Genomic DNA, 23,616 nt, shown 5'->3' on the forward strand with positions numbered 1-23,616 from the left:
CTCGATTGTTTTTATTGTTAAGGCGCAGACAGCCGCCGACGGCGACCGGACGTATCGCCGGCCGGTCTGTCATGCGGGTATTTCGTGTCACGGGTGAAACCGGATAACGATGGAAGGACGGGCGGACCGTCCGGTTATCCGTCAGTGCTGATGAGCGTGGCACTCGTTGTTGGCGGCTCGTTCTGCGCCGCCGAGGATGTTGAACAGCAAGTTCAACGAGAGGGCGCTGAGGGTCGCCATGGCAATGCCGCTGTGGGTGATCGGGCTCATCCACAACGGCAGGTGGGCGAAGAATTCCGGACGAACCACCGGGATCAGGCCCATGCCGATACTCACCGCCACCAACAGTTGGTTGCGACGGTCGGCGATGTCGGCTTCCTGGAGAATCTTGATCCCGGTGGCCGCGACCATACCGAACATGGCAATCGCCGCGCCGCCGAGTACTGCCGGTGGAATCGATGCCACCAGAAAGGCCGCTTTGGGCAGCAGGCTCAGCACCACCAGCAAACCACCGGCAACGATGGTCACCGAACGGCAGCGCACGCCGGTCATTTGCACCAGACCGATGTTCTGGGCAAACGAGGAATGGGTGAACGTGTTGAAGAACCCGGCGAAGAACGACGCGCCGGCATCACACAGCAAACCGCGGCGGAGCATCCGTGGGCAGACTTCCTGGCCGGTAATCTTACCCAGGGCGAGGAACATTCCGGTGGACTCGACGAAAATGATTACCACCACCAGGCACATTGAAAGGATCGGCGCGAGATGAAATTGCGGCATGCCGAAATGCAGCGGGGTGACGATTTGCACCCACGGCGCCTGCGCCATGCCGCTGAGATCGACCATGCCGATCAGGCCGCAGAGGATGTAACCCAGGCCCATGCCGATCAGCACCGAAATGTTCACCCAGAAACCGCGCATGAAGCGGTGGATCAGCAAGATGGTGCCCAGCACCAGCGCGGCGATGGTCAGGTAGACGGGGGAGCCGAACTGCGCGGCAGCGTTGCCGCCACCCGCCCAGTTCACGGCCACGGGGAACAGCGACAAACCGATTGAGGTGATGACCGTGCCGGTCACCAGCGGCGGGAAGAAACGCACCACCTTGGACATGAACGGCGCGATGAGCATGCCAAAGAACCCGGCGGCGATAGTTGCGCCGAAGATCCCTTGCAGGCCAATGCCAGGCATGCCGGCCATGGCCACCATGCTGCCGACCGCCGCGAAACTGGCGCCCATCATCACCGGCATACGAATGCCCATGGGGCCGATGCCCAGTGATTGCACGACGGTTGCAATGCCGGCGACCAGCAGGTCGGCGTTGATCAGAAAGGCGATTTCTTCACGACTCAGGCCAGCGGCCTGTCCGATGATCAGCGGCACCGCGATGGCTCCGCCGTACATCAGCAGAACGTGTTGCAGACCGACCAGAATCAGTTGCAACAGCGGCAGTCGTTGAATCGCGGGTGCGTCGGGGATGCGTGCTTCGGATGACACGGACATGCAACACCTCGGATCTTTTTTATTCTTGTGATTTTGTGCATCAGGTGGACCTGTGGCGAGGGAGCTTGCTCCCGCTGGGTCGCGTAGCGGCCCCGCTTTTCTCCAGGAAGAAAGGGGACTGCTGCGCAGTCCAGCGGGAGCAAGCTCCCTCGCCACAAAAGCCCGTTTGTCACAGGCTTTTGTATTGCTTAATTGGTCCGGGCTCCCTGGTTGATCCAGGCGCCGATCAGGTCGCGTTCCTGCTGGGTCATCTGTGTGATGTTGCCCAACGGCATGATCTGGCTGGCGACGGCCTGGGCCTGAATCCGCGGGGCCAATTGCTGGATCTGTTGCGGGGTATCGAACATCACGCCGGCCGGTGCCGTGCTGAACAGCGGGCTGGTCGGTTTGGCCGAATGGCAGACCGCACAACGTTCCTGAATCACGCTGTGTACCTTGCTGAAGTCCGGACCGCTTGCTGTCGAAGCTTGCGCGGGTGCAGCAGCAGCGACCGGGGCAACTGGTGCTGCTTCAGCGGGTTTGGCTCCGCCGCCGAGGGCGGTTTCCGGCAGCGGCTGGTACTCGATCTTCGCCGGTGCCTTGGCCACTTCCGGGGTGTTCATCGGCGCTGGGCCGGTGACGTAGGCCAGGCAGATCATGCCCACTGCCGCGACGGGCAGGGTCCAGGCGAACTTGTGGCTTTCGTGGCGGGTGTTGAAGTAATGACGCACCAACACCGCGAGTACCGCGATCCCGGCCAGGATCAACCAGTTGTACTGGCTGCCGTAAGTGCTCGGGAAGTGGTTGCTGATCATGATGAACAGCACCGGCAAGGTGAAGTAGTTGTTGTGCCGTGAACGCAGCAAGCCCTTGGCTGGCAGTGCCGGATCCGGCGTGCGGTTCTCGGCGATGGCCGCGACCAGTGCCCGTTGGGCCGGCATGATGATACGGAACACGTTACCGACCATGATGGTGCCGATCATGGCGCCGACGTGCAGGTACGCGCCGCGGCCGCTGAACACTTTGCTGAAGCCGTAAGCGGCGCCAATGATCAGCACGAACAGGATTCCACCCAGCAGGGCGGGGCGTTTGCCCAGGGCCGAGTCACACAGGAAGGAGTAGATGAACCAGCCGATGAACAACGAGCCAAGACCGATGGCCACGCCTTCAGGTCCGCTCAGGCTGCTGCCTGGTGCCAGCAGGTACAGCGTCGGGTTGGAGTAGAACACCACGCACAGCAGCGCGATCCCCGACATCCAGGTGAAGTAGGCTTCCCATTTGAACCAGTGCAGGTTGTCCGGCATGGTCGGTGGGGCCAGTTTGTATTTCTCCAGGTGGTAGATCCCGCCACCGTGAATCGCCCAGAGATCGCCGGCCAGGCCGTTTTTCGGGTTGACCCGATTGAGGTTGTTTTCCAGCCAGACAAAGTAGAACGACGCGCCGATCCAGGCCACGCCAGTAATCATGTGAACCCAGCGCACGCTCAGGTTCAGCCATTCCAACAGATGTGCTTCCACAGTCTTTACCTCTCGCCTGTCACTCTTGTTGTCGAGTGATCAGACCTTCTCTTATTGGTGGGGGGCGAGGATCAAACGCTCATCCTCTTTGAAAAAATGCTCATCGCAGTTATTGCCTGTGCCACTGCGATCAACCACCAGGAAGTCATCCCGCTTTTCGATCGTCAGCACCGGATGGTGCCAAACGCCGCGATGGTAATTAATGCCCTGCCTGCCGTTGGTGACGAAGGCGCGGACCAAGCCTGATACAGGTTCATCGCCAAGTGGCGCGACCACGATCAGAAAGGGGTTGCCGAGCAGCGGAATGAAAGCCTGGCTGCCCAGCGGATGGCGCTCCAGCATGCAGACGGTCAGCGGCATGTCCTGCGCGTCGGCGCGGAAGATGCTGATGATCGCCTTGTCTTCTGGCGTGGCGGTTTCCACCGTCGCCAGTTTGTGAAAGCGCATGGTCGAACCGTTGTTGATCATGAAGTGATCGCTGCCATCGGTTTCGATCACGTCACCGAAAGGGGCGAAGGCTTCTTTGGTCAGCGGTTCAATCGTCAATGTGCGCATGCTGGTCTTCTTACCTTGAATTCGTTGTTGTCTGTTCTATTGCTATCGCGAGCAGGCTCGCTCCCACATTCGATCGCGTTCCCCTGTGGGAGCGAGCCTGCTCGCGATTGGCTTCACCGCTTACTTCGCGACCTTGCCCAGTACACGCAGGCGGCTCACGCCACCGTCCGGGAACACATTCAGGCGGATGTGGGTGATCGGGCCCAGGGCCTTGATCTGCTCGGCGAAGGTATGTTCGGCGTGCATTTCCAGTTTCTGCGCCGGCAGCAGTTCGCGCCAGAACAGCGATTGGGTTTCGATCTGGCTGTCGGTGCCGCCCTTGACGAACGCGCCCTGGATCGAGCAGGTGTCCGGGTAGTTACCCTTGAAGTGCAGGGTGTCGACGATGACTTTCTCGACTTCACCAGCATGGCCCAGCGCGACGATGACCCAGTCGTTACCCGGCGTGCGACGGCGCGCGGTTTCCCAGCCGTCGCCCATGTTGATGCCACGGCCAGGGTTGAGGATGTTGCTCATGCGGCCGAAGTGTTCGTCGGAGCAGGCCAGGGCGCGACCGCCGTTCAGGGCTGCGGCCAGGTCAATTTGTTCGTTGTCGCCAACCGCCGACCAGTCGCGGTACGGAATGCCGTACACGCGCAGACGGGCGACACCGCCGTCCGGGTAGATGTTGAAACGCAGGTGGCTGAAGGCCTGGTCGTTGTTGATTTCGTGGTAGTGGTGGCTGTTGCCTTGCAGTTCGACGGCCGACAGCACTTCAACCCACTGGGTGGTTTCAGTCGGCTCGCCGGAGGCCACGAAGCAGGCTTCCAGGGAGGCAGACGGCGGGAAGTTGCCGGTGAAGAATGAGGTGTCGATGTCCACGCCCTTGATCGAGCCCGGCACGCCGAGGCGGATCACAGCGCTGTCGTAGCCTTCGAAGCGCTTGCGGCGCGACTCCCAGCCATCCATCCACTTGCCGTTGTCATCGAACACGCCTTCTTTCCACACCGCCGGGGTCGGCTGGAACAGGCGGTTGGCATCAGCGAACCAGTCATCGGTGACCGAGATGATTTTGGTGCCCAGGCGGGCGTCGGCCAGGTTGACGAACTTCTCGAAAGGTACGGCGTAAGCTTTCATTCTTCTTGTCTGCCTTTAATTAAAGTGGCTTGGGATGCTTGCAGGGCCCCGGGGCGTTTTTCACGCTCATTCACACTCGGGCCAGGTTCGCTAAAGAGTCAGTAATCGGAACAGGGCGATCTTGTTGATCTGCGCCAGCGCGCATTTGAATTCGGTGTCTGCCGAGTTGTGAATGCGCGTTTCGAACGCGGCGAGGATCTGATGCCGGTTGCTGCCTTTTACCGCCATGATGAAGGGAAACTTGAACTTGGCTTTGTAGGCGTCGTTCAACTCGGTGAAGCGCTGGAACTCATCGCTCGTGCATTGGTGAATGCCGGCGCCAGCTTGCTCGTTGGTACTGGCTTCGGTCAGTTGGCCCTGGACGGCGGCTTTACCGGCCAGGTCCGGGTGAGCGTTGATCAAGGCCAGCTGGCTGGCGTGATCGGCACAGAGCAGGATATCGCTCATGCGCTGGTGCAGGGTTTCGATCTCGTCGACCGCCGCGTCCTGGCCCAGGTCGAAGGCTTTTTCGGCGACCCATGGCGAATGTTCGTAGATGTCGGCGAAGGCGTTGACGAAGGCATCGCGGCTCAAGGTCGATGGCTTCAAGGTCTGGAAGGCAGTCATTTCGAAGCCCCTTGATATGGGTGGGTTTCGTGCCAGTGGCGGGCGATGTCGACCCGGCGGCTGAACCAGACCTGCTCATGGCTTTTTGCGTATTCGATAAACCGCTTGAGCGCGGCCAGGCGGGCAGGGCGACCGATCAGGCGGCAGTGCAAACCGATGGAGAGCATTTTGGGCGATTCGGCACCTTCGGCGTAAAGCACGTCGAACGCGTCCTTGAGGTACTGGTAGAAATCGTCGCCCTTGTTGAAACCCTGAACCTGGGTGAAGCGCATGTCGTTGGTGTCCAGGGTGTACGGGATCACCAGGTGCGGTTTGCCGGTCGGGTTATTCGGTTCCCAGTACGGCAGATCATCGTCGTAGGTGTCGCAGTCGTACAGGAAGCCGCCTTCTTCCATCACCAGCCGGCGGGTGTTCGGCCCGGTACGGCCGGTGTACCAGCCCAGTGGGCGCTCGCCGCTGATTTCAGTGAGGATGCGGATCGCTTCGAGCATGTGCTCGCGCTCTTGCGCTTCGTCCATGTACTGGTAATCGATCCAGCGATAGCCATGGCTGCAAATCTCGTGACCGGCTTGAACCATGGCGCGGATCACGTCCGGGTGGCGCTGGGCGGCCATGGCCACGGCGAAGATGGTCAGCGGGATGTCGAATTCCTTGAACAGCTTGAGGATCCGCCAGACGCCGGCACGGCTGCCATACTCGTACAGCGACTCCATGCTCATGTTGCGCTCGCCTTGCAGCGGCTGCGCCGAGACCATTTCCGAGAGGAAGGCTTCCGACTCTTTATCGCCGTGCAGGATGTTGCGCTCGCCGCCTTCCTCGTAATTGAGCACGAAGGACAAGGCGATGCGGGCATTGCCCGGCCAGTGTGGGTGGGGAGGGTTACTGCCGTAACCGATCAGGTCGCGTGGGTAGTCAGCGCTCACTGCAGTCTTCCTTCTTATTCGGGTTGCTTATTCGCGATAAGGGGTGTGTGGCGGCCTGAAGGTGAGGTGACAGGCTGGCGTCACAGCGATGGGCTGATTGTATACAACTTTATATTCACTTTGTAAGCCTGATTTTTTGCATTTTTCATCAACTGTCATCTTTTCAGGGTGTAGCAAGAAACCTGCCTAAGTGGTCAGCTAATAGATGGAAGGTCCTCTGATCTTATGGTTCAGCGTCAGATTTGCCGAGAAACCATGGATGGCGGGGGTGACGGTAAAAATGTCGTTTTTATTGTGTACAATTTTTTTGAAAAGTGTCTTAATCAGTCGCTCGCCGCCGCTTTTCGTGCTCCGAAAAGGTGCGGTCTCCTTTTTAACTGACTCCGGGAGGCGCGAGGCCTGACTGCTGCAAACGCAGGCAGGCGCGCAGAATCAATGGGACGTTTGACTACACACGTTTTGGACGCAGCACACGGTTGCCCGGGCAGCTCGATCAAGGTCGAGTTGTACCGCGTTGAGGGTTCGCAGCTGGAATTGGTCGCCAGTGCACTGACCAACAGCGACGGTCGTTGCGACGTACCCTTGTTGCAAGGCGATGACTACCGTTCCGGGGTTTATCAGCTGCAGTTTCATGCCGGCGATTACTACCGCGCGCGCGGTGTACAGCTGCCGGAGCCGGCCTTTCTGGATGTGGTGGTGCTGCGCTTCGGCATCTCGGCAGAGCAGGATCACTACCATGTGCCATTGTTGATTTCGCCCTACAGCTATTCGACCTACAGAGGAAGCTAGGACTTTCCCCAGCTATCTTTCTCAGAAGCGACTGCGCATATAGCTTCTTTGGTCTTTCGCCCGCTCACACTGCGGGCTTTTTTTTGTCTTGAGAAATGTGATGTCTGGGATGACGCCATCGCGAGCAGGCTCGCTCCCACAGGTTTTGTGAACGCCACAATCCAATAATGAAATGGCTACCCCCGCCGCCCCCTGTGATCGCCCACTAAGCTTTCGCAGGGGGCTCATCGGAGACCGTTGCCATGAACAAAGTAGCTATTGCCGCCATCGATCTGGGAAAACACTCTTTCCATCTACACGCGCAAGATGATCGTGGTCATGAGTTTACCGCAAAAAGTTTACTCGTGCGGCGCTCATGCAGCACCTGATGAATCTCGAACCCTGCACCGTTGTGATGGAAGCCTGCGGCGGAGCCCACTTCATGGCGCAGGAGGTCGCGAAGCTGGGACATACGCCCAAGCTCATTGCCCCGCATCTCGTACGCCCTTACGTGAAAAGCAACAAAAACGACTTCGCTGATGCCGAGCGATCTGCGAGGCGGCGACTCGTCCAACAATGCGCTTTGTACACCCCAAAACCCAGGCTCAGCAGCTGCTGGCCATGCTCAACTCGACACGCGATTCGTTCATCAAAGAGCGCACCGCGACCGTCAATCGGATTCACGCAGCGCTTTTGGAGGTCGGCGTCAGTCTGGCCACAGGCTTCAAGCCCATCAAAGAACTGCCCGCTCGGCTTGAAGCGAGTTCAATTCCTGTGCCCATCAAAAAACTTCTGACGAGGTTGCAGGAGCACTTCACCTATCTGGATGGGCAGATCAAGACGCTGGACAAGGAAGTGGAATGCCAGGCCGCCGAAGATGATCTGGCGGCTCGTTTGATGACCATGCCCTGCGTAGGCCCGATCACCTCCAGCGTCCTGGCTGCCGAATTGGGCGATGGCAAGCAGTTCAAATGCGGCCGAGGCTATTCGGCCTCAATCGGGCTGATACCCAAACCAGCATTCTACGGGCGGCAAGACCGTCCTGCTGGGCATCAGCAAGCGAGGTGATCGCAACCAGCGGCGCCTGCTTGTCCAATGTGCCCGTGTTTACCTGATGCAACTGGACCGACAGAAAGGCTGGCTGGCGGACTGGGTCCGGCAGCTATTGGCCCACCATCACTCCAACCATGTGGTCTGCGCGCTGGCCAACAAGCTGGCGAGGATCGCCTGGCGATGCGGCCCACACCACACCCGAATTCGATGCAGGGCCAGCCGCGATGAACGCCTGACCCTTGCTGTCACCCGAGCACCCACCCACCTGTTTGCGGATTGCTGGATAACTGATGACGTTGAACGGCCAACCGCGCCTGACGACAACCCTGAAGCTCCCACACGGCTGAAAGGCGTTCGAATAATTAGGATCGTCGGGCATCGATTCTATCGAGGCGCTGGGGTGCCACCCCACACAGACGCCGGATAGATGAAAAGCAAGCCAAACACGCATCCAAAAACAGTATTGCAGAAAAGGGGTGTAACCATAGATGTGGGAGCGAGCTGGCTCCGGGCGGCGTTCCGACGATGCTTTTAACGGCTCAACAACGATGCAGCCCCGGCGCCACTGAACAACCCGGCACTGATCCGGTTGAACCAGCTCTGGCCCTTGCCGCTGCGCAGGTACCGCGCTGCACCATGAGCACCGAGGCCGTAAGCCACCTTGCAGCACAGATCCAGCACGGTCCAGGTGGCGATCATGATCAGCAATTGCGGCAGAAAGGGCTGCTGTGCGCTCAAGAACTGCGGCAGGAAGGCGGCGAAGAACAGAATGTCTTTCGGGTTGCTGGCGCCCAATACAAACGCGCGCCCGAACAGCGCACGAAAGCGAGGTGCCGGCGCGGCCTGGGGCACTTCAGCGCCTGCCGATGGCTGACGCGATTGCTGCCAGCTTTGCCAGGCGAGGTAGAACAGGTACAGCGCGCCGACAATCTTCAGCGCGCTGAAGAGTTGCTCCGAAGCCAGCAGCAGGGCGCCCAGACCCAATGCCGAAGCACTGAGCAAGCAGATCGAGGCAATCACCCCGCCGAGAAACGCCGGGTAAGAACGGCGCAGACCGTAATTCAGACTGTTGCTGATCATCAGCAACGACAGTGGCCCCGGGATCAGGATCACCACCAGTGCAGCGCCGCTGAACAGCAGCCAGGTTTCCAGACTCATCACTTTCCTCCCTATGTGCAAAAGCCCCACCCGACGGGGTGAGGCTGGTTTGAAACGCGTACTGCGTAACGCTTACAAGAAAATGAACTTGGCAATAAAGATCGCGCAGAGCACCCAAAGACTGATGGAAATTTCCTTGTGTTTACCGGTGCCGGCCTTGAGCACCACGTAGGTGATAAAACCCAGCGCGATACCGTCGGCAACCGAGAAGGTCAGCGGCATCATGATGGCCGTGACGATCGCCGGAATGCTGTCGGTGGCTTCACTCCACTTGATGTGCTCCAGGCCGCTCATCATCAGCATGGCCACGTAAATCAGCGCACCGGCGGTGGCGTAAGCGGGGATCATGCCAGCCAGCGGCGCGAAGAACATCGCGGCAATAAATAACACACCTACGGTCACTGCGGTAAGACCGGTACGACCACCGGCAGCCACACCGGCGGCACTTTCCACATAACTGGTGACCGGCGGTACGCCGACCATCGCCCCGAACACGCTCGACGCACTGTCGGCTTTCAACGCGCGGGAGAGGTTTTCGATCTTCCCGTCTTCACCGACCAGGCCCGCCCGTTGCGCCACGCCCATCAGGGTCCCGGCGGTGTCGAACATGTGCACGAAGAGGAACGCCAGCACCACGCTGATCATGCTGATGTTGAACACGCCGGCGATGTCCATGGCCATCCAGGTCGGTGCCAGGCTGGGCGGTGTCGACATGATGCCGCTGTAGTGCACCAGGCCCAGACCCCAACCGGCGAGAGTCACGGCGATGATGCTGATCAGGATTGCGCCGAACACGCGGTGGTAACTCAGCACCGCAATCATCAGGAAGCAGACGGCGGCCAACAGCGGGCCGGGGTCACGCAGATTGCCCAGCTTGATCAGCGTGGCCGGGCTGGCGACGATGATGCCGGCGGTTTTCAGGCCGATGATCCCCAGGAACAATCCGACCCCCGCGCCCATGGCAAAGCGCAAGCTCACCGGAATACTGTTGAGCAGCCATTCCCGTACGCGCGACAGCGTCAGGAACATGAACAACACGCCGGAAATGAACACCGCGCCCAGCGCAGCTTCCCAGTGGTAGCCCATGGTGCCGACTACGGTGTAGGTAAAGAAGGCGTTCAAGCCCATGCCTGGCGCGAGACCGACGGGCCAGTTGGCGTACAGCCCCATCAACAGGCAACCAAGCGCAGCGGCGATGCAGGTCGCGACGAAGGCTGCGCCGTGGTCGATCCCGGCGTCCGCCATGATGTTGGGGTTGACGAAGATGATGTAGGCCATGGTGATGAAGGTGGTAATACCTGCGATCAACTCGGTCTTCACCGTGGTGCCATGCAAGCTGAGTTTAAAAATGCGCTCCAGCCAGCCATTGCGTAACGGCGGCGAGAGTTCCAGCGTCGAGGCTTCGGATTTGCGGCTTTCCACAGCGAGTACTCCTCAAGAGTTTTATTGTTATTTCCAGAGCCGGACACATGAGGTGGGCAGCGGCTCTTTGAGGTACTTGCGAATTTGTTGACCTACTGGTCAGGAACTCGCACGAAGCGGATTATGCTTTTGTATACAAATAAAGCAAATAATGTTTTTGATTTTGTAGACGAAAAGATTGGCAATAGGGATATATCGCCAGGAAGGACGCCATCGTCGGATCGCCGCCCGGAGCAGGCTCGCTCCCACAGTTGAGCGCATTCCCCTGTGGGAGCGAGCCTGCTCGCGAAAGCGCCAGATCGGCTCATACAAATCCAGCAGACAGATTGCTTAGTCAGCGCTCACCTGGGTTTGCCCCAACGCCTTATTCACCGCCAACCACCCATCTACCGCCGCTTCACCAGCCTCGGCAAACACTCGCTCAAGCAATTTCACCTGCTCACGCCGCAACGACTCCTCGAACCGCGCACCGTCGACAGTCAGTTCCAGCAGGCGTTTACGCTTGTCGGTCGCTGACGCGACGCTGTCCACCAGGTGCATTTCCACCAACTGGCGCAGCGGAATGTTCAGCGCCTGCTTGCTCACACCGAGTAGCGCAAGCAACTCCTTGACGCTCAGGGCCGGGTAGCGGGCGATGAAAAACACAATGCGCTGATGCACGCGGCTCAAACCGCGCCGCTCGAGCATTTCATCGGCTTTGGCGGTGAAGGCCTGGTAGCCGAAGAAGAACGCTTCCATGGCGGCTTGCTGGGTGGTTTGGTTTTTAAGGTCAAACATATTGACGTATCTGCTCGCGCTGTCGTAGTTTCGGTCAAGTAGTTTGACTTAATTCTCTTGGCCTTCGCTACCGGTGACCCCCATGGCTTTTTCCGAACGTGTCTCGCGCCTTAAAAGTTCTTTGATCCGTGAAATCCTTGCTGCGGCTCAGCGCCCGGAGGTGATGTCGTTCGCCGGTGGCCTGCCCGCCGAAGCCATGCTGCCGAAGGTCGAGTGGGCCGACATGCCGTTGTCCATGGGCCAATACGGCATGAGCGAAGGCGAACCGGCATTACGCGAAGCGCTGGCGGCTGAAGCCCGGGCCTTGGGCGTACCGTGTGAGGCGAGTCAGGTGTTGGTAGTCAGTGGCTCCCAGCAAACCCTCGATCTGGCGGCCAAGCTGTACATCGACAAAGGCACCGAGATCATGCTCGAAGCGCCAACCTATCTGGCGGCGCTGCAAATCTTCCAGCTGTTCGGCGCTGACTGCCTGACCGTGCCGCTTGCGGCCGACGGCCCGAACCTGAATGAGCTGCGTGCGCGCCTGGAAAAACATCACCCGGCGTTCATCTACCTGATCCCGACCTTCCAGAATCCCTCGGCAGTGCGCTACAGCGAAGCCAAGCGCGATGCAGTGGCAGCGTTGCTCGATGAATTTGGCGTGACCCTGATCGAAGACGAACCCTACCGTGAACTGACCTTTGATGGCGGTAGCGCGACGCCCATCGTCAGTCGCTTGAAGAAAGCCAGCTGGATCTACACCGGCACCGTGTCCAAGACCTTGCTGCCGGGCTTGCGCGTCGGCTATCTGATCGCCAGCCCGGACCTGTTCCCGCACCTGCTGCGACTCAAGCAGTCGGCTGACTTGCACACCAATCGTGTCGGCCAATGGCAGGCGTTGCAATGGATTGGCACCGAGAAGTTTCGCGATCATTTGAGTGAACTGCGGGACTTCTACCGGGTTCGGCGTGACGCTTTCCAGTTGGCGCTGGAAACCCATTTTTCCGATCTGGCCGAGTGGAATGTGCCGCAAGGCGGGCTGTTTTTCTGGTTGACCCTGAAGCAGCCATTGGACACCCGGACCCTGCTGAACGAGGCGTTGGCGCAGGACGTGGCCTTCATGCCGGGGGAGCCGTTCTTCTCTGAACCAGACAACAATCCGGGGCATCTGCGGCTGAACTTCAGTCACATCGATCCGGCGCGGCTGGACGAAGGGCTTAAACGATTGGCTGGGGTGGTGCGTCAGGCACAGGCTGCTCAGGCTGCGTGAGGGAAAGCCAAAAACAAATAAACCGGCGAATGAGCCGGTTTATTTTTGTCTGGGATTTGTGGTGGCTGTGCGGGCCTCATCGCGAGCAGGCTCGCTTGTATGCTGGTACTTGAAGGGAGGAGGAGGGACAAGGCTCGATTCTGACTGTTAGCGCAGTACAGATCCGTGGGAGATTTCGCCCCTCCTCCTTTCACCCAAGCGCCGATAAAGAATGCATCTGGCTAGACCGACGATAGGAACAAGCCTGCGCCTCTGGGTGAGCCCTTCAAGTGCTCAAAACCATATCTCGGGGGGTGTTCAATGGCAATGTCGGTTTCTGTTTCCAAGCCAATCGTGGGCGTGGATGTCGCCAAAAATGAACTGATGATCTACCAGCCCGAACTGGATCTGCTTGAGACGCTTTCCAACAACAACAAGCCAGCCATCAAGAAATGGCTGAAAGCCTTGCCGGCACCGGTCGACGTAGCGATTGAGTCGACCAATATCTATCACTTGGAGTTCGCCGATCTGGCCCATGATGCCGGCTGCACGATTTACATGGTCGGTGGCTATGAACTAAGCCACTACCGCAAAGGTGTGAAGGTTCGCGCCAAAACCGACGCGCTGGATGCAAAGCTGCTCGCCCGTTATCTGAAAAACGAATATGAAGAGCTTCACCCATGGACTCCCCCATCGCCGCTGTATCGTCAACTCTTGAGCCTTTTCCGCCGGCGCGCCGCGCTGGTTCAGGCACGAGTTGGCCTGGTACAGAGCTGGGCAAATGAACCGCTGCTCAAAGCCGCTTTTGCCGAGCAAATAGCCTCAATGCAGAGGCTTGAAGTGCTGGTCGAGAAGATGATCAACGACCACCTTAAAGAGGCCGGTCTACTTGCCCATCTAAGGCGCTGCATGAAAGTTGAAGGCATAGGCTTTTTGACTGGAGCTCGCCTGATCGCGGCGTTTCAGCGGGGCGAGTTTAAAAACGCTGACGCATTCATCGCTTTTTTGGGGATGGATTTACGGGTTTCACAGTCGGGACAGAAGGACGGTCGCCGCAGTCTGACAAAACGAGGTGATCCGGAGGCGCGCCGACTTTTGCACAATGCAGCCATGTCGGCCAGCCGAACGGCGACCTGGAAAGGCTTTTATGAAGAGCAACGAGCTAAAGGGTTCAGCACCACTCAGGCACTGGTGATTCTGGCCCGTAAACTTGCTCGGGTCGTATTCGCACTACTGAAGGGGCAGAGCGAATACCAGCCGAAAGCAGGTTGAGGGCTTCCCCTCAACCATAGAATCTCCCACACTGGGATTTGTTTTAGACACAAATCCCATCCACACCACAAATCCCCTGTGGGAGCGAGCCTGCTCGCGATGGCGTCAGTCAGAACACCCCAAAACCATCAGGCTGCAGCGAAGCGCTTGTCCAGATAATCAATGATCACCTTGGATTCATACATCCAGGTAGTCTGGCCATTCTCTTCGATACGCAGGCACGGCACCTTGATTTTGCCGCCTTGCGTAAGCAATGTTTGGCGATCCTGTTCGTTGTTCTTCGCATCACGCAGAGCCACCGGCACATTCAGGCGGCGCAGGGTGCGGCGGGTTTTCACGCAGAACGGGCAGGCGTGAAACTGATACAGCGTCAGACCTTTCGCTGCGTTTTCAACCTGGGCCTGAGCAGCGGCGGGGCGCTTCTTTTTGCTCGGGCGGGTGAGGAAGTCGATGAAAATGATCAGCTGGCCGAGGCCGACACGAAGCGCTTTTACTAACACGGTATAAGCCTCACGGGGCGAATGAAGAAAGGCGCGCAGCTTACCTGATTTTTCACAGGCGAAAAAAAACCGGCGATGAATGCCGGTTTTCTTCATGCAGCAGATTACTTGATCAGGCTGAGAAACTCGCTGCGGGTCGCCGCGTTTTCGCGGAACTCACCGAGCATCACCGAGGTGATCATCGACGAGTTCTGTTTCTCTACACCGCGCATCATCATGCACATGTGCTGGGCTTCGATCACCACCGCCACGCCCAGGGCACCAGTCACTTGCTGGACCGCTTCGGCGATCTGCCGGCTGAGGTTTTCCTGGATCTGCAGGCGGCGGGCGTACATATCGACGATCCGCGCGACTTTCGACAGGCCCAGCACCTTGCCACTCGGGATATAGGCAACGTGGGCCTTGCCGATGAATGGCAGCAAGTGGTGTTCGCACAACGAGTAGAGCTCGATGTTCTTGACCAGCACCATTTCGCTGTTGTCGGAGCTGAACAAGGCACCGTTGGTGACTTCTTCGAGCGTCTGTTCATAACCGCGGCAAAGGTACTGCATGGCTTTGGCGGCACGCTTTGGCGTGTCGAGCAGACCTTCGCGGGTGGCGTCTTCGCCAAGCTGGCCGAGGATCGCGGTGTAATTCTGTTCCAGGGACATGAAACTACCTGTGGGATTTTACGCAAAGGGCAAGGGTACGGTGGCGGACACGGCGCTGCAAGCGTAGCGCATCAGCTTTACTCGTCGCGACCTTCCATCATGGTCCGTTTGAGCATCACATAAACTGCTCCGGCACCGCCGTGTCTGGCCTGGCACGAGGTGAAGCCAAGCACCTGCGGATGCTGACGCAGCCACGTGTTGACGTGACTTTTGATCATGGGCCGCTTGCCGTCCAGGCGTACAGCTTTGCCGTGAGTCACGCGCACGCAGCGGATTTCGAATTTTGTTGCTTCGGCGAGAAAAGCCCACAGCGTCTCGCGGGCTTTTTCGACGGTCATGCCGTGCAGGTCGAGGCTGCCTTCGAACGGGATCTGCCCGACCTTCAGCTTGCGCATCTGGCTTTCCTGCACGCCGTCACGCGCCCACATCAACTCGTCTTCCGGACCGACATCAATCACGAACTGATCGGACAGACCGTCAACGGTGGTGGCATCGGTGCGCACGGTGGCGGCCTGACGCAACTTGGCGATGTGCGCGCGGTCAGCTTTGGGTTTGCCGGTTTCAGCGCGATCGTGCTTGATCGGCTTGACGCCTTGGATCGCGCTTTTGAACAGGGAAAAATCGTCGTCTTGCATGTCAGCCTCCGCGAAGGGCGGCCAGTTTACCCAAGTCGAGGTGAATCGGGCGCGTCAAAACGCAACGCGCACCACTCAGTCATGTTTTTTCATCAAATGCGGCGCCAGGTTCAGCTCGCGCGGTTGGCGCATCCGGCGGCGGCAGCGACGCCACAACGCAACACCGACATACAGCAGCAACAGGCCAATCGCCAGGACCACCGCCGCGCCGGCCGGGCTGGCGTTCAACTCGCCGAGAGCCGGCGGGTGGCCCAACAGGCTGGCAACACCCGCCAGCGCCAGCAACACGCCGAGGGTTGCCAGCAGCGCGGAAAATGCCGCGCCAAAGCGATAACGCCAGTTGCGTGGGCCTTTGGGCCGCAAGCGGCGAGCGTCAAAACCATCGGATTTCTTCATTCCGACCATTCCTCAATGGGTATCGGCCCTTCGACCGGGAGTTGACCGGGTGGTTCCTGAGGCTAAGGCAATTGCAGGGAATGAGCGGTTTTTGCGGATGAGCGGCTGCGTTGGCCGCTCATCAAGCGCTCGATCAGATCAGTTCCTGAGTCTGGGCAAGCGTGGCGAAGTTGTCGGCCATGATCGCCATTTCAGTCTGCTGGACATGTTCGGCGCTGAGGACTCCACCTTTGTAAGGCAGGTCCCGGGTGGCACAGGCGTCTTCGACCAGGGTGCAGCGAAAGCCCAGGTTCTTCGCGGCGCGCACGGTGGTGCTGACGCTGGAGTGACTCATGAAACCACAGACGATCAGGTCCAGCGAGCCGAGGTCTTGCAGGCGTTTTTCCAGCGGGGTGCCGTGGAACGCGCTGGGCAGCAATTTGCCGATAATGGTTTCGTCAGCCAGCGGCTCAAGACCGGGGATAAACTCACCGCGTTCGCCTTGTGGGTCGAACAGGCCACCGACGGTGCCGAGGTGGCGAACATGGACAATCGGTCGACCCGCCTTGCGGGCAGCCGCGAGCAACTGCTTGATATTGTCGACGGCAGCGTCCATGCCGGAAAGGGCCAGGGGGCCGCTCAAGTATTCTTTCTGGGCATCGATGATCACCAGCGTTGCGTGGGCCAGATTGGCCGGCGCATAACCACGACCGCTGAGTTGAAACATCGTTTTTGGAACGGACATTCTGGGGCTCCTTCGAGTGGGGCTTTTGCGACATTGTCCTCTGGCTGAGCGCTTCTGTGAATCGCTACCATCGTAGGCACCGTCGTTGCTGGCCTGCAGCCTGTCAAGAGCTGGGCAGATGTTCAATCAAAAGCTGAAAATCAGGATCAATCCTACATTCGTCCGGTGATCTTTCTTGCGTCGTCGGGGCGGGTTTAGGCTGTTAGAATCGCCAGTCGTTTTTTCAGGAGTTTGCCCCGTGATCACTTCCCGCCTGCGCACCTTGCGCGACCACATTCGTTGGGCTGTCAGCCGTTTTCATGGGGAGGATCTGTTTTTCGGCCATGGGACCGACAACGCCTGGGACGAAGCCCGTCAACTGGTGTTGGGGGCGTTGCACCTGCCGTGGGAAATCGCCGACAGCTACCTGGACTGCCGTCTTGAAGAAGACGAACTGGTGAACCTGCAGCGCTTGCTCAAACGTCGAATCGAGGAGCGAATCCCGACGGCTTACCTGTTGGGAGAAGCCTGGTTCTGCGGGATGTCGTTCATCGTTGACGAGCGTGTGTTGATTCCGCGTTCGCCGATAGGCGAACTGATCGAAAAACGTTTCGAGCCGTGGCTGGGCGCCGAGCCTGCACGGATTCTCGACCTGTGCACCGGTTCCGGTTGCATCGGCATAGCCTGCGCCTACGAGTTCCAGAACGCTGAAGTGGTGTTGGCGGACCTGTCTTTCGAAGCGCTGGAAGTGGCCAATCAGAACATCGAGCGCCATGGCGTCGATGAGCGCGTGTACACCGTTCAGGGTGATGGCTTCGACGGTTTGCCAGGTCAGCGTTTCGACTTGATCGTGTCGAATCCGCCCTATGTGGACGCCGAAGATTTTTCCGACATGCCGGACGAATACCAGCACGAACCCGAACTGGGCCTGGCCTGCGGCGACGATGGTTTGAACCTGGTACGGCGCATGCTCGCCGAAGCGGCGGATCACCTGACCGAGAAGGGCTTGCTGATCGTTGAAGTCGGCAACAGCCAGGTGCACGTCGAGGCGTTGTACCCGGAAGTCGATTTCGCCTGGCTGGAGTTCGAGCGCGGTGGTCACGGAGTGTTCATGCTCAGCGCCGAACAATGCCGCGAGCATCAGGCGTTGTTCGCTTCACGCGTCTAAACGCGGTCAATGTGGCGAGGGGGCTTGCCCCCGCTCGAGCGCGAAGCGGTCGCAATCCTGTTACCTCATTGTTGAGATAAAAGGTTGGGGGCTGCTGCGCAGCCCAACGGGGGCAAGCCCCCTCGCCACAAGAGCCTCAGCAAACTCAGGTTTTCAGCGGTGCGTAGCGATCCAGATCAGCAGTCCCGCCTGGAACACCGAAAACGCCACCAGGCAGGTGATGGTGAAGCGTAGCCCGGTGTCCTCGCGTTTGTATTTGCTGACTTTCTCTTCCTGCTTTTGCAGTTTGACTTCCTGTTCCGCCAGATTCTGCTCGGCTTGCTGCAGCATCTGCGCAGCTTCGAGGATTTCCACGAACTGCAGTTTTTCGGAATTCCAGTCCCCCAGCAGATCGCCGACCTTTACCTCGTTGACGCTGCCCTTCAAATGCTGGGCGTCGGCGTAGACCACGTCAAAGCCATGCACCCGCAGGAAGTGGTCGCGGCGCAGGCGGGTGTCTTCGTTGAGGGCGTCCTTGTTGTTCAGGTCCGCACCGTCGACGGTGTAGCTCGACCACTTTTTCTTCGCCCACGTAATGCCTTGAGCCGCCAGAAAACGGCCAATGCCACGGTTCAGCGGTTCAACCTGCAGACCGCTGTCGGGGCCGAAGTGCACGCGACGGGTCTCGTGATCGACCCAGACATCCAGGTGATTCTGTTCCTTGCGCACCCGTTGGCCAGGCAGCGAAATGCTCATGCGCAGCAGGCTGAGTTCTTTGCTGTTGCGCTCGGCAAAACCGAACTCGACAAAGCGCAATGGCCGCCCACCGGTTGCTCGATCGGTTTTCAACGGCGCCAGGCGAAGCATCTTGTGGTGCTCGACCTGGACGTCCGACCACGGCAGTTCGACCACTTCAGTAGCAGTGGTTTCTGGCGCGGTGTCGGGTGAATTCTGGGTATCAGTCATAACGGCGAGATCCTGTCCAAGCCCTGCTTGGCGGCAGCCAATGGGCTGCCGACACAGGCTTATCGGCCGTTTTTTCCAGGACTGGAGGGTAACACCGGCTTAACTGGCGCGAAGTCCGTCAATAAAGCTCAGGATACTGGAGCCAAGTTCGGCAGCGAGGGGCAGTTGCGGGTCTTTGTAGGAGGCCAATTGACGCTTGATGTCATTGGGCACGATGCGCATCACGTGGTTCATGCCTTCGATCAGTGCCAGTTGGGCATCCGGTTTCGCCGCTTTGAGCATCTGTGCGTCACCGACACCGACCTGCATGTCGTTGCTGCCCTGGATGATCAGCGCCGGCATTTTCAACCTGGCGAAAGCCGCTGCCGGGTCCTGGCGAAACAGGCTGATCAGGTACGGTTGCACGCTGGGACGGAAGATCACCTGCAACGGCGTCGGAACATGTTCATCGACATGCCCGGCCTTGAGGCTGTCCAGCAGCTCATTGCTGCGCAGCAGCAGATCGGGTGGCATTCGATTGCTCAATTGTTGACGCAAGACCTGATCGACCGGTCGGGCGCTGCCGGACACGGAAATCACCGCAGCTGCATCGACTTGCGGGGCGGCGAGTGTGGCCACCAGCGCACCTTCACTGTGCCCGAGCAGAATCAGCGGCCCCATACGCGGGTCGGACTTGAGCTTCTGACCCCAGGCCACCGCGTCGGCAACGTAGGCTTCAAGGGTCAGATTGCGTTCATCCGGGGTCGCCGCGAGGCTGGCCGCCACGCCGCGCTTGTCGTAACGCACACTGGCGATGTTGTGTTTGGCCAATACCCAGGCCAGGCGCTTGAGGCTGTCGTTGTTGCCGCCGTCCGGGTTATTGCCGTTGCGATCGGTCGGGCCCGAGCCGGAAATGATCAGCACGACCGGCACCGGGCTGTCGGACTTTGGCAGCAACATTGAGCCGAATAGCTCGCCGCTGCCGGTATCCAGACTGATTGGCCGTTGCAGAACAACAGAGGCCTGGACTGCATTGGAAAGCAGGCCGGTAAACAGGGTAAGGCTCAAGGCAATAACTCGCAGCATCATCACGCCATCATTCAGAAGGTGTCGGTTGGACTCGCAGGCACCGATAAGGTTCGAGGATGAACTAGTTGGATAGCCTGCGTATACTCGCCGGCATTACATTTTCAGGTTGAGTCACTCAGCGATTTCACGGAGCGCCCTGCATGTCCGGCAATACCTACGGCAAGCTGTTCACTGTCACCACCGCGGGCGAAAGCCATGGTCCGGCGTTGGTCGCCATTGTCGACGGCTGTCCGCCGGGCCTTGAGCTGTCCCTGGAAGACTTGCAGCGTGATCTGGACCGCCGCAAGCCCGGCACCAGCCGCCACACCACCCAGCGTCAGGAAGCCGACGAAGTCGAAATCCTCTCCGGCGTGTTCGAGGGCCGCACCACCGGTTGCGCGATTGGTTTGCTGATCCGCAATACCGACCAGAAGTCCAAGGACTACTCGGCGATCAAGGACCTGTTCCGCCCGGCCCACGCCGACTACACCTATCACCACAAATACGGCGAGCGCGATTACCGTGGCGGTGGTCGCAGCTCGGCGCGGGAAACCGCCATGCGTGTGGCCGCGGGTGCGATTGCGAAAAAATACCTGGCCACCCAGGGCATCGTCATTCGCGGCTACATGAGCCAGCTTGGCCCTATCGAAATCCCGTTCAAGACCTGGGACTCGGTCGAGCAAAACGCCTTCTTCAGCCCCGACCCGGACAAAGTGCCAGAGCTTGAGGCCTACATGGATCAACTGCGCCGCGACCAGGATTCGGTCGGCGCGAAGATCACCGTGGTCGCCGAAGGGGTGAAGCCGGGTCTAGGCGAACCGATCTTCGACCGTCTCGACGCCGAACTGGCCCATGCGCTGATGAGCATCAACGCGGTGAAAGGCGTGGAAATCGGTGCCGGTTTCGCCAGTGTCGCCCAGCGCGGCACCGAACACCGTGACGAAATGACTCCGGAAGGTTTCCTCAGCAACAATGCGGGCGGGATTCTGGGCGGGATCTCTTCGGGGCAGCCAATCGTCGCGCACCTGGCACTCAAGCCAACGTCGAGCATCACCACGCCGGGCCGTTCGATCGATATCCACGGCAACCCGGTGGACGTCGTTACCAAGGGCCGTCATGACCCTTGCGTCGGTATCCGCGCCACGCCGATTGCCGAAGCGATGATGGCCATCGTGTTGATGGACCACCTGCTGCGCAATCGCGGGCAAAACGCCGACGTGCGCGTCAGCACTCCGGTGCTGGGCCAGCTGTGAAGCCATGCCCTGACGTTGCCGCGGTCTGACGGCCGTGGCGGCGCTTCCATACTGGCGGTTGTCCAGCTTTTATCTGTTCTATTTCGCCTTGCTCGGTTCGACCGCGCCGTTCCTGGCGCTGTACTTTGATCACCTGGGGTTTTCCAGCGCGCGCATTGGCGAACTGGTGGCGATCCCGATGCTGATGCGCTGCGTCGCACCGAATATCTGGGGCTGGCTCGGTGACTACACCGGTCGGCGCCTGGCCATCGTGCGCTTTGGCGCGATCTGTACGCTGCTGACCTTTTCGCTGATTTTCGTCAGCAAAAGCTACGCCTGGCTGGCGATGGTCATGGCGCTGCATGCGTTCTTCTGGCACGCGGTATTGCCGCAGTTCGAGGTCATCACCCTCGCGCATTTGCAGGGCCAGACTTCGCGCTACAGCCAGATCCGCTTGTGGGGATCGATCGGCTTCATCATCACCGTGGTTGCCTTGGGGCGGCTGTTCGAATGGTTGAGCCTGGACATCTACCCGGTGACGCTGGTGGTGATCATGGGCGGGATAATCATCAGCAGCCTCTGGGTGCCGAACGCCCAGCCGGCGCAAGGCAGTCGGCTGGAGGGCGAGGGGTTTCTCAAGCAACTGCGCAGTCCGGGGGTATTGGCGTTTTACTGCTGCGTGGCGTTGATGCAGATGAGCCACGGGCCGTATTACACCTTTCTGACCCTGCACCTTGAACACCTCGGTTATAGCCGCGGCGTGATCGGCATGCTCTGGGCGTTGGGGGTGGTGGCTGAAGTCCTGATGTTTTTGTTCATGAGCAAGATCCTTGGACGCTTCTCGGTGCGCCGGGTGTTGATGGCGAGTTTCCTGCTGGCAGCATTACGCTGGTTGCTGCTCGGCTCGTTCGCCGAATTCTTGTGGGTGCTGCTGTTTGCGCAGATTCTGCACGCAGCGACCTTCGGCAGCTTTCACGCCGCTGCCATCCATTTCGTGCAACGTAGCTTCGGCGCACGCCAGCAAGGGCAGGGCCAGGCGTTGTACGCGGCACTGGCCGGCACCGGCGGCGCGTTGGGTGCGTTGTATTCCGGTTACAGCTGGAATGCCCTGGGCGCTACATTGACCTTTAGTATTGCCAGCCTCGCAGCGTTCGCTGCAGCCGTTATCATTGCCACACGTATGCAAGAGGACAGGCCATGAGCCTTACCCGTGAACAGCTCGCCCAGCAAATCATCGACGCCGGGCGTTTTTTGTATGGCCGAGGCTGGTCGCCCGCCACCAGCAGCAACTATTCGACGCGACTGTCGGCCACTGAAGCCCTGTTGACCGTTTCCGGTAAACACAAAGGGCAGTTGGGGATGGATGACGTGCTGGCCACGGATATGTCGGGCAACAGCCTGGAGCCGGGCAAGAAGCCGTCTGCCGAAACCCTGTTGCACACCCAGTTATATAATTGGCGGGCCGACATCGGTGCGGTGCTGCACACCCATTCGGTCAATGCCACGGTGTTGTCGCGGCTGCTGCAGAGTCCGGTCATTACGTTTGAAGACTACGAACTGCAAAAAGCCTTCAGCGGGGTCTCGACCCATGAATCCAAGGTGCGGGTGCCGATCTTCGACAACGATCAGGACATCGAGCGCCTGGCGTCCAAAGTCCAGCCATGGCTCGACGACCATCCCGAGTGTGTCGGTTACCTGATTCGCGGTCATGGCCTCTACACCTGGGGCCCGAAGATGAGCGATGCATTGCGGCAGATCGAAGCGTTTGAGTTCCTGTTTGAATGCGAGCTGAAAATGCGCGCGTTGATTAACCGTTAAGGCCCACTTCACCTGAAGTCGCCAACCGCCTGATGAAACGCGTTGCCTGACCGGCCTGTAACAGCTGGACGGCAGCGCCGCTAACGAGGAATTGCCAACATGAGCAGCCTGTCCGTTTACCACGTTTCAAGCCCGGACCTGCCGAACAAGGTCCTGACCCACTTCGACGATATCGCCTCGACCCTGGCCGAAAAAGGTGTGCGCTTCGACCGTTGGCAAGCCGCGGCGAAGATCCAGCCGGGGGCCAGCCAGGAAGAAGTGATTGCCGCTTATCAGGTGCAGATCGACCGGTTGATGACCGAGCGCGGTTACATCACTGTCGACGTGGTCAGCCTTAATAGCGATCACCCGCAAAAAGCCGAATTGCGCGCCAAGTTTCTGGAAGAGCATCGCCATGGCGAAGACGAAGTACGATTTTTCGTCGCGGGCCGTGGCCTGTTTACTTTGCACATCGACGACTACGTGTACGCCGTACTCTGCGAGAAAAACGACCTGATTTCGGTTCCCGCCGGCACTGCACACTGGTTCGACATGGGCGAGCACCCGCACTTCGTGGCGATTCGCTTGTTCAACAACCCCGAAGGCTGGGTGGCCAACTTCACCGGCGACGACATCGCCAGTCGTTTCCCGCGCCTTGAGGACTGAGGG

The 23,616-nt window shown here is 59.3% G+C and carries 24 protein-coding genes and 1 pseudogene; 9 read left to right on the forward strand and 16 right to left on the reverse strand.

Translation table 11 applies throughout. The features are described 5' to 3' along the window. Positions 1 to 141 precede the first annotated feature (141 nt). From HK44_RS06180 to puuE, 6 genes are all read right to left on the reverse strand, one after another. Positions 142 to 1,500: a nucleobase:cation symporter-2 family protein gene (locus HK44_RS06180; RefSeq protein ID WP_019693041.1), complete on the reverse strand. Its 1,359-nt coding sequence runs from the start codon at positions 1,498 to 1,500 to the stop codon at positions 142 to 144. Positions 1,501 to 1,688: 188 nt separating this feature from the next. After that, a complete protein-coding gene (locus HK44_RS06185; protein WP_019693040.1) occupies positions 1,689 to 2,996 on the reverse strand; it encodes a urate hydroxylase PuuD in 1,308 nt (435 codons plus the stop codon). Positions 2,997 to 3,047: 51 nt separating this feature from the next. Continuing rightward, positions 3,048 to 3,551, reverse strand: coding sequence for an ureidoglycolate lyase (locus HK44_RS06190; RefSeq protein WP_007898831.1), 504 nt, complete (start codon positions 3,549 to 3,551; stop codon positions 3,048 to 3,050). A gap of 120 nt (positions 3,552 to 3,671) precedes the next feature. Beyond that, complete coding sequence (gene alc / locus HK44_RS06195) at positions 3,672 to 4,667, reverse strand: allantoicase (protein ID WP_019693039.1); 996 nt, start codon at positions 4,665 to 4,667, stop codon at positions 3,672 to 3,674. Between the two features lie 90 nt (positions 4,668 to 4,757). Continuing rightward, a complete protein-coding gene (uraD, locus tag HK44_RS06200) occupies positions 4,758 to 5,273 on the reverse strand; it encodes a 2-oxo-4-hydroxy-4-carboxy-5-ureidoimidazoline decarboxylase (protein WP_019693038.1) in 516 nt (171 codons plus the stop codon). Then, on the reverse strand, positions 5,270 to 6,196 hold the full coding sequence (gene puuE, locus HK44_RS06205; protein WP_019693037.1) for an allantoinase PuuE: 927 nt from the start codon (positions 6,194 to 6,196) through the stop codon (positions 5,270 to 5,272). Before puuE ends, uraD begins: the two co-directional genes overlap by 4 nt. Positions 6,197 to 6,631: 435 nt before the next feature. Between puuE and uraH the strand changes: the two genes are divergently transcribed. Next, complete coding sequence (uraH, locus tag HK44_RS06210) at positions 6,632 to 6,985, forward strand: hydroxyisourate hydrolase (protein ID WP_019693036.1); 354 nt, start codon at positions 6,632 to 6,634, stop codon at positions 6,983 to 6,985. Between the two features lie 242 nt (positions 6,986 to 7,227). Continuing rightward, positions 7,228 to 8,253 (forward strand): annotated as a pseudogene (locus HK44_RS06215) (IS110 family transposase). Between the two features lie 295 nt (positions 8,254 to 8,548). Here HK44_RS06215 and HK44_RS06220 read toward each other — a convergent pair. The 3 genes from HK44_RS06220 to HK44_RS06230 form a co-directional block, all read right to left on the reverse strand. Next, positions 8,549 to 9,175, reverse strand: a complete 627-nt coding sequence (locus HK44_RS06220; RefSeq protein ID WP_019693035.1) for a LysE family translocator — start codon at positions 9,173 to 9,175, stop codon at positions 8,549 to 8,551. 72 nt (positions 9,176 to 9,247) lie between these two features. Beyond that, a complete protein-coding gene (locus tag HK44_RS06225) occupies positions 9,248 to 10,597 on the reverse strand; it encodes an NCS2 family permease (protein WP_019693034.1) in 1,350 nt (449 codons plus the stop codon). A 330-nt stretch (positions 10,598 to 10,927) separates the two neighbouring features. Further along, positions 10,928 to 11,374, reverse strand: a complete 447-nt coding sequence (locus tag HK44_RS06230; protein WP_019693033.1) for a MarR family winged helix-turn-helix transcriptional regulator — start codon at positions 11,372 to 11,374, stop codon at positions 10,928 to 10,930. An 82-nt stretch (positions 11,375 to 11,456) separates the two neighbouring features. Between HK44_RS06230 and HK44_RS06235 the strand changes: the two genes are divergently transcribed. Next, entirely contained in the window at positions 11,457 to 12,623 is a 1,167-nt protein-coding gene (locus HK44_RS06235) for a PLP-dependent aminotransferase family protein (protein WP_019693032.1), read from the forward strand. Between the two features lie 300 nt (positions 12,624 to 12,923). After that, positions 12,924 to 13,874 carry an IS110 family transposase gene (locus tag HK44_RS06240; protein WP_031319334.1) on the forward strand — a complete coding sequence of 317 codons (951 nt, stop codon included), beginning with the start codon at positions 12,924 to 12,926 and terminating at the stop codon, positions 13,872 to 13,874. Positions 13,875 to 14,002: 128 nt separating this feature from the next. On the opposite strand, the gene HK44_RS06245 is transcribed toward HK44_RS06240, so the two are convergent. The 5 genes from HK44_RS06245 to HK44_RS06265 form a co-directional block, all read right to left on the reverse strand. Next, positions 14,003 to 14,374, reverse strand: coding sequence for a glutathione S-transferase N-terminal domain-containing protein (locus HK44_RS06245; protein WP_024264776.1), 372 nt, complete (start codon positions 14,372 to 14,374; stop codon positions 14,003 to 14,005). A gap of 104 nt (positions 14,375 to 14,478) precedes the next feature. Continuing rightward, positions 14,479 to 15,024, reverse strand: a complete 546-nt coding sequence (folE, locus tag HK44_RS06250; protein WP_019693029.1) for a GTP cyclohydrolase I FolE — start codon at positions 15,022 to 15,024, stop codon at positions 14,479 to 14,481. Between the two features lie 77 nt (positions 15,025 to 15,101). Then, the gene (locus HK44_RS06255; protein ID WP_019693028.1) at positions 15,102 to 15,659 is read right to left on the reverse strand and encodes a Smr/MutS family protein; all 558 of its coding nucleotides are present in this window, start codon (positions 15,657 to 15,659) and stop codon (positions 15,102 to 15,104) included. A gap of 75 nt (positions 15,660 to 15,734) precedes the next feature. Beyond that, positions 15,735 to 16,055 carry a hypothetical protein gene (locus HK44_RS06260; protein ID WP_019693027.1) on the reverse strand — a complete coding sequence of 107 codons (321 nt, stop codon included), beginning with the start codon at positions 16,053 to 16,055 and terminating at the stop codon, positions 15,735 to 15,737. Between the two features lie 133 nt (positions 16,056 to 16,188). After that, the gene (locus HK44_RS06265) at positions 16,189 to 16,779 is read right to left on the reverse strand and encodes a cysteine hydrolase family protein (RefSeq protein WP_019693026.1); all 591 of its coding nucleotides are present in this window, start codon (positions 16,777 to 16,779) and stop codon (positions 16,189 to 16,191) included. Between the two features lie 238 nt (positions 16,780 to 17,017). Here HK44_RS06265 and prmB point away from each other — a divergent pair, with 238 nt between their 5' ends. Then, the gene (gene prmB, locus HK44_RS06270; RefSeq protein ID WP_019693025.1) at positions 17,018 to 17,926 is read left to right on the forward strand and encodes a 50S ribosomal protein L3 N(5)-glutamine methyltransferase; all 909 of its coding nucleotides are present in this window, start codon (positions 17,018 to 17,020) and stop codon (positions 17,924 to 17,926) included. A gap of 153 nt (positions 17,927 to 18,079) precedes the next feature. On the opposite strand, the gene HK44_RS06275 is transcribed toward prmB, so the two are convergent. Continuing rightward, positions 18,080 to 18,871 carry a hypothetical protein gene (locus HK44_RS06275; RefSeq protein WP_019693024.1) on the reverse strand — a complete coding sequence of 264 codons (792 nt, stop codon included), beginning with the start codon at positions 18,869 to 18,871 and terminating at the stop codon, positions 18,080 to 18,082. 99 nt (positions 18,872 to 18,970) lie between these two features. Next, on the reverse strand, positions 18,971 to 19,984 hold the full coding sequence (locus HK44_RS06280) for an alpha/beta hydrolase (RefSeq protein ID WP_080690589.1): 1,014 nt from the start codon (positions 19,982 to 19,984) through the stop codon (positions 18,971 to 18,973). A gap of 95 nt (positions 19,985 to 20,079) precedes the next feature. On the opposite strand from HK44_RS06280, the gene aroC reads away from it, so the two are divergent. The 4 genes from aroC (at position 20,080) to HK44_RS06300 (ending at position 23,613) form a co-directional block, all read left to right on the forward strand. Beyond that, complete coding sequence (aroC, locus tag HK44_RS06285) at positions 20,080 to 21,171, forward strand: chorismate synthase (RefSeq protein WP_019693022.1); 1,092 nt, start codon at positions 20,080 to 20,082, stop codon at positions 21,169 to 21,171. 34 nt (positions 21,172 to 21,205) lie between these two features. Then, positions 21,206 to 22,351, forward strand: coding sequence for an MFS transporter (locus tag HK44_RS06290; RefSeq protein WP_019693021.1), 1,146 nt, complete (start codon positions 21,206 to 21,208; stop codon positions 22,349 to 22,351). Beyond that, on the forward strand, positions 22,348 to 22,968 hold the full coding sequence (locus HK44_RS06295) for a methylthioribulose 1-phosphate dehydratase (protein ID WP_019693020.1): 621 nt from the start codon (positions 22,348 to 22,350) through the stop codon (positions 22,966 to 22,968). Before HK44_RS06290 ends, HK44_RS06295 begins: the two co-directional genes overlap by 4 nt. Positions 22,969 to 23,067: 99 nt before the next feature. Continuing rightward, positions 23,068 to 23,613 (forward strand): 1,2-dihydroxy-3-keto-5-methylthiopentene dioxygenase, encoded by a 546-nt coding sequence (locus HK44_RS06300; RefSeq protein WP_019693019.1) that lies wholly within the window; start codon positions 23,068 to 23,070, stop codon positions 23,611 to 23,613. Positions 23,614 to 23,616: the final 3 nt, after the last annotated feature.

This window comes from Pseudomonas fluorescens HK44, from assembly GCF_000217955.3.
GTDB lineage: Bacteria > Pseudomonadota > Gammaproteobacteria > Pseudomonadales > Pseudomonadaceae > Aquipseudomonas > Aquipseudomonas fluorescens_AQ.

Coding starts and splice junctions, on each gene's coding strand:
- HK44_RS06180 (WP_019693041.1), bottom strand. CDS start 1,500: ATGTCCGTGTCATCCGAAGCACGCATCCCCGACGCACCCGCGATTCAA.
- HK44_RS06190 (WP_007898831.1), bottom strand. CDS start 3,551: ATGCGCACATTGACGATTGAACCGCTGACCAAAGAAGCCTTCGCCCCT.
- alc (WP_019693039.1), bottom strand. CDS start 4,667: ATGAAAGCTTACGCCGTACCTTTCGAGAAGTTCGTCAACCTGGCCGAC.
- uraD (WP_019693038.1), bottom strand. CDS start 5,273: ATGACTGCCTTCCAGACCTTGAAGCCATCGACCTTGAGCCGCGATGCC.
- uraH (WP_019693036.1), top strand. CDS start 6,632: ATGGGACGTTTGACTACACACGTTTTGGACGCAGCACACGGTTGCCCG.
- HK44_RS06220 (WP_019693035.1), bottom strand. CDS start 9,175: ATGAGTCTGGAAACCTGGCTGCTGTTCAGCGGCGCTGCACTGGTGGTG.
- HK44_RS06230 (WP_019693033.1), bottom strand. CDS start 11,374: ATGTTTGACCTTAAAAACCAAACCACCCAGCAAGCCGCCATGGAAGCG.
- HK44_RS06235 (WP_019693032.1), top strand. CDS start 11,457: ATGGCTTTTTCCGAACGTGTCTCGCGCCTTAAAAGTTCTTTGATCCGT.
- HK44_RS06240 (WP_031319334.1), top strand. CDS start 12,924: ATGGCAATGTCGGTTTCTGTTTCCAAGCCAATCGTGGGCGTGGATGTC.
- folE (WP_019693029.1), bottom strand. CDS start 15,024: ATGTCCCTGGAACAGAATTACACCGCGATCCTCGGCCAGCTTGGCGAA.
- HK44_RS06255 (WP_019693028.1), bottom strand. CDS start 15,659: ATGCAAGACGACGATTTTTCCCTGTTCAAAAGCGCGATCCAAGGCGTC.
- HK44_RS06260 (WP_019693027.1), bottom strand. CDS start 16,055: ATGAAGAAATCCGATGGTTTTGACGCTCGCCGCTTGCGGCCCAAAGGC.
- HK44_RS06265 (WP_019693026.1), bottom strand. CDS start 16,779: ATGTCCGTTCCAAAAACGATGTTTCAACTCAGCGGTCGTGGTTATGCG.
- HK44_RS06275 (WP_019693024.1), bottom strand. CDS start 18,871: ATGACTGATACCCAGAATTCACCCGACACCGCGCCAGAAACCACTGCT.
- aroC (WP_019693022.1), top strand. CDS start 20,080: ATGTCCGGCAATACCTACGGCAAGCTGTTCACTGTCACCACCGCGGGC.
- HK44_RS06295 (WP_019693020.1), top strand. CDS start 22,348: ATGAGCCTTACCCGTGAACAGCTCGCCCAGCAAATCATCGACGCCGGG.
- HK44_RS06300 (WP_019693019.1), top strand. CDS start 23,068: ATGAGCAGCCTGTCCGTTTACCACGTTTCAAGCCCGGACCTGCCGAAC.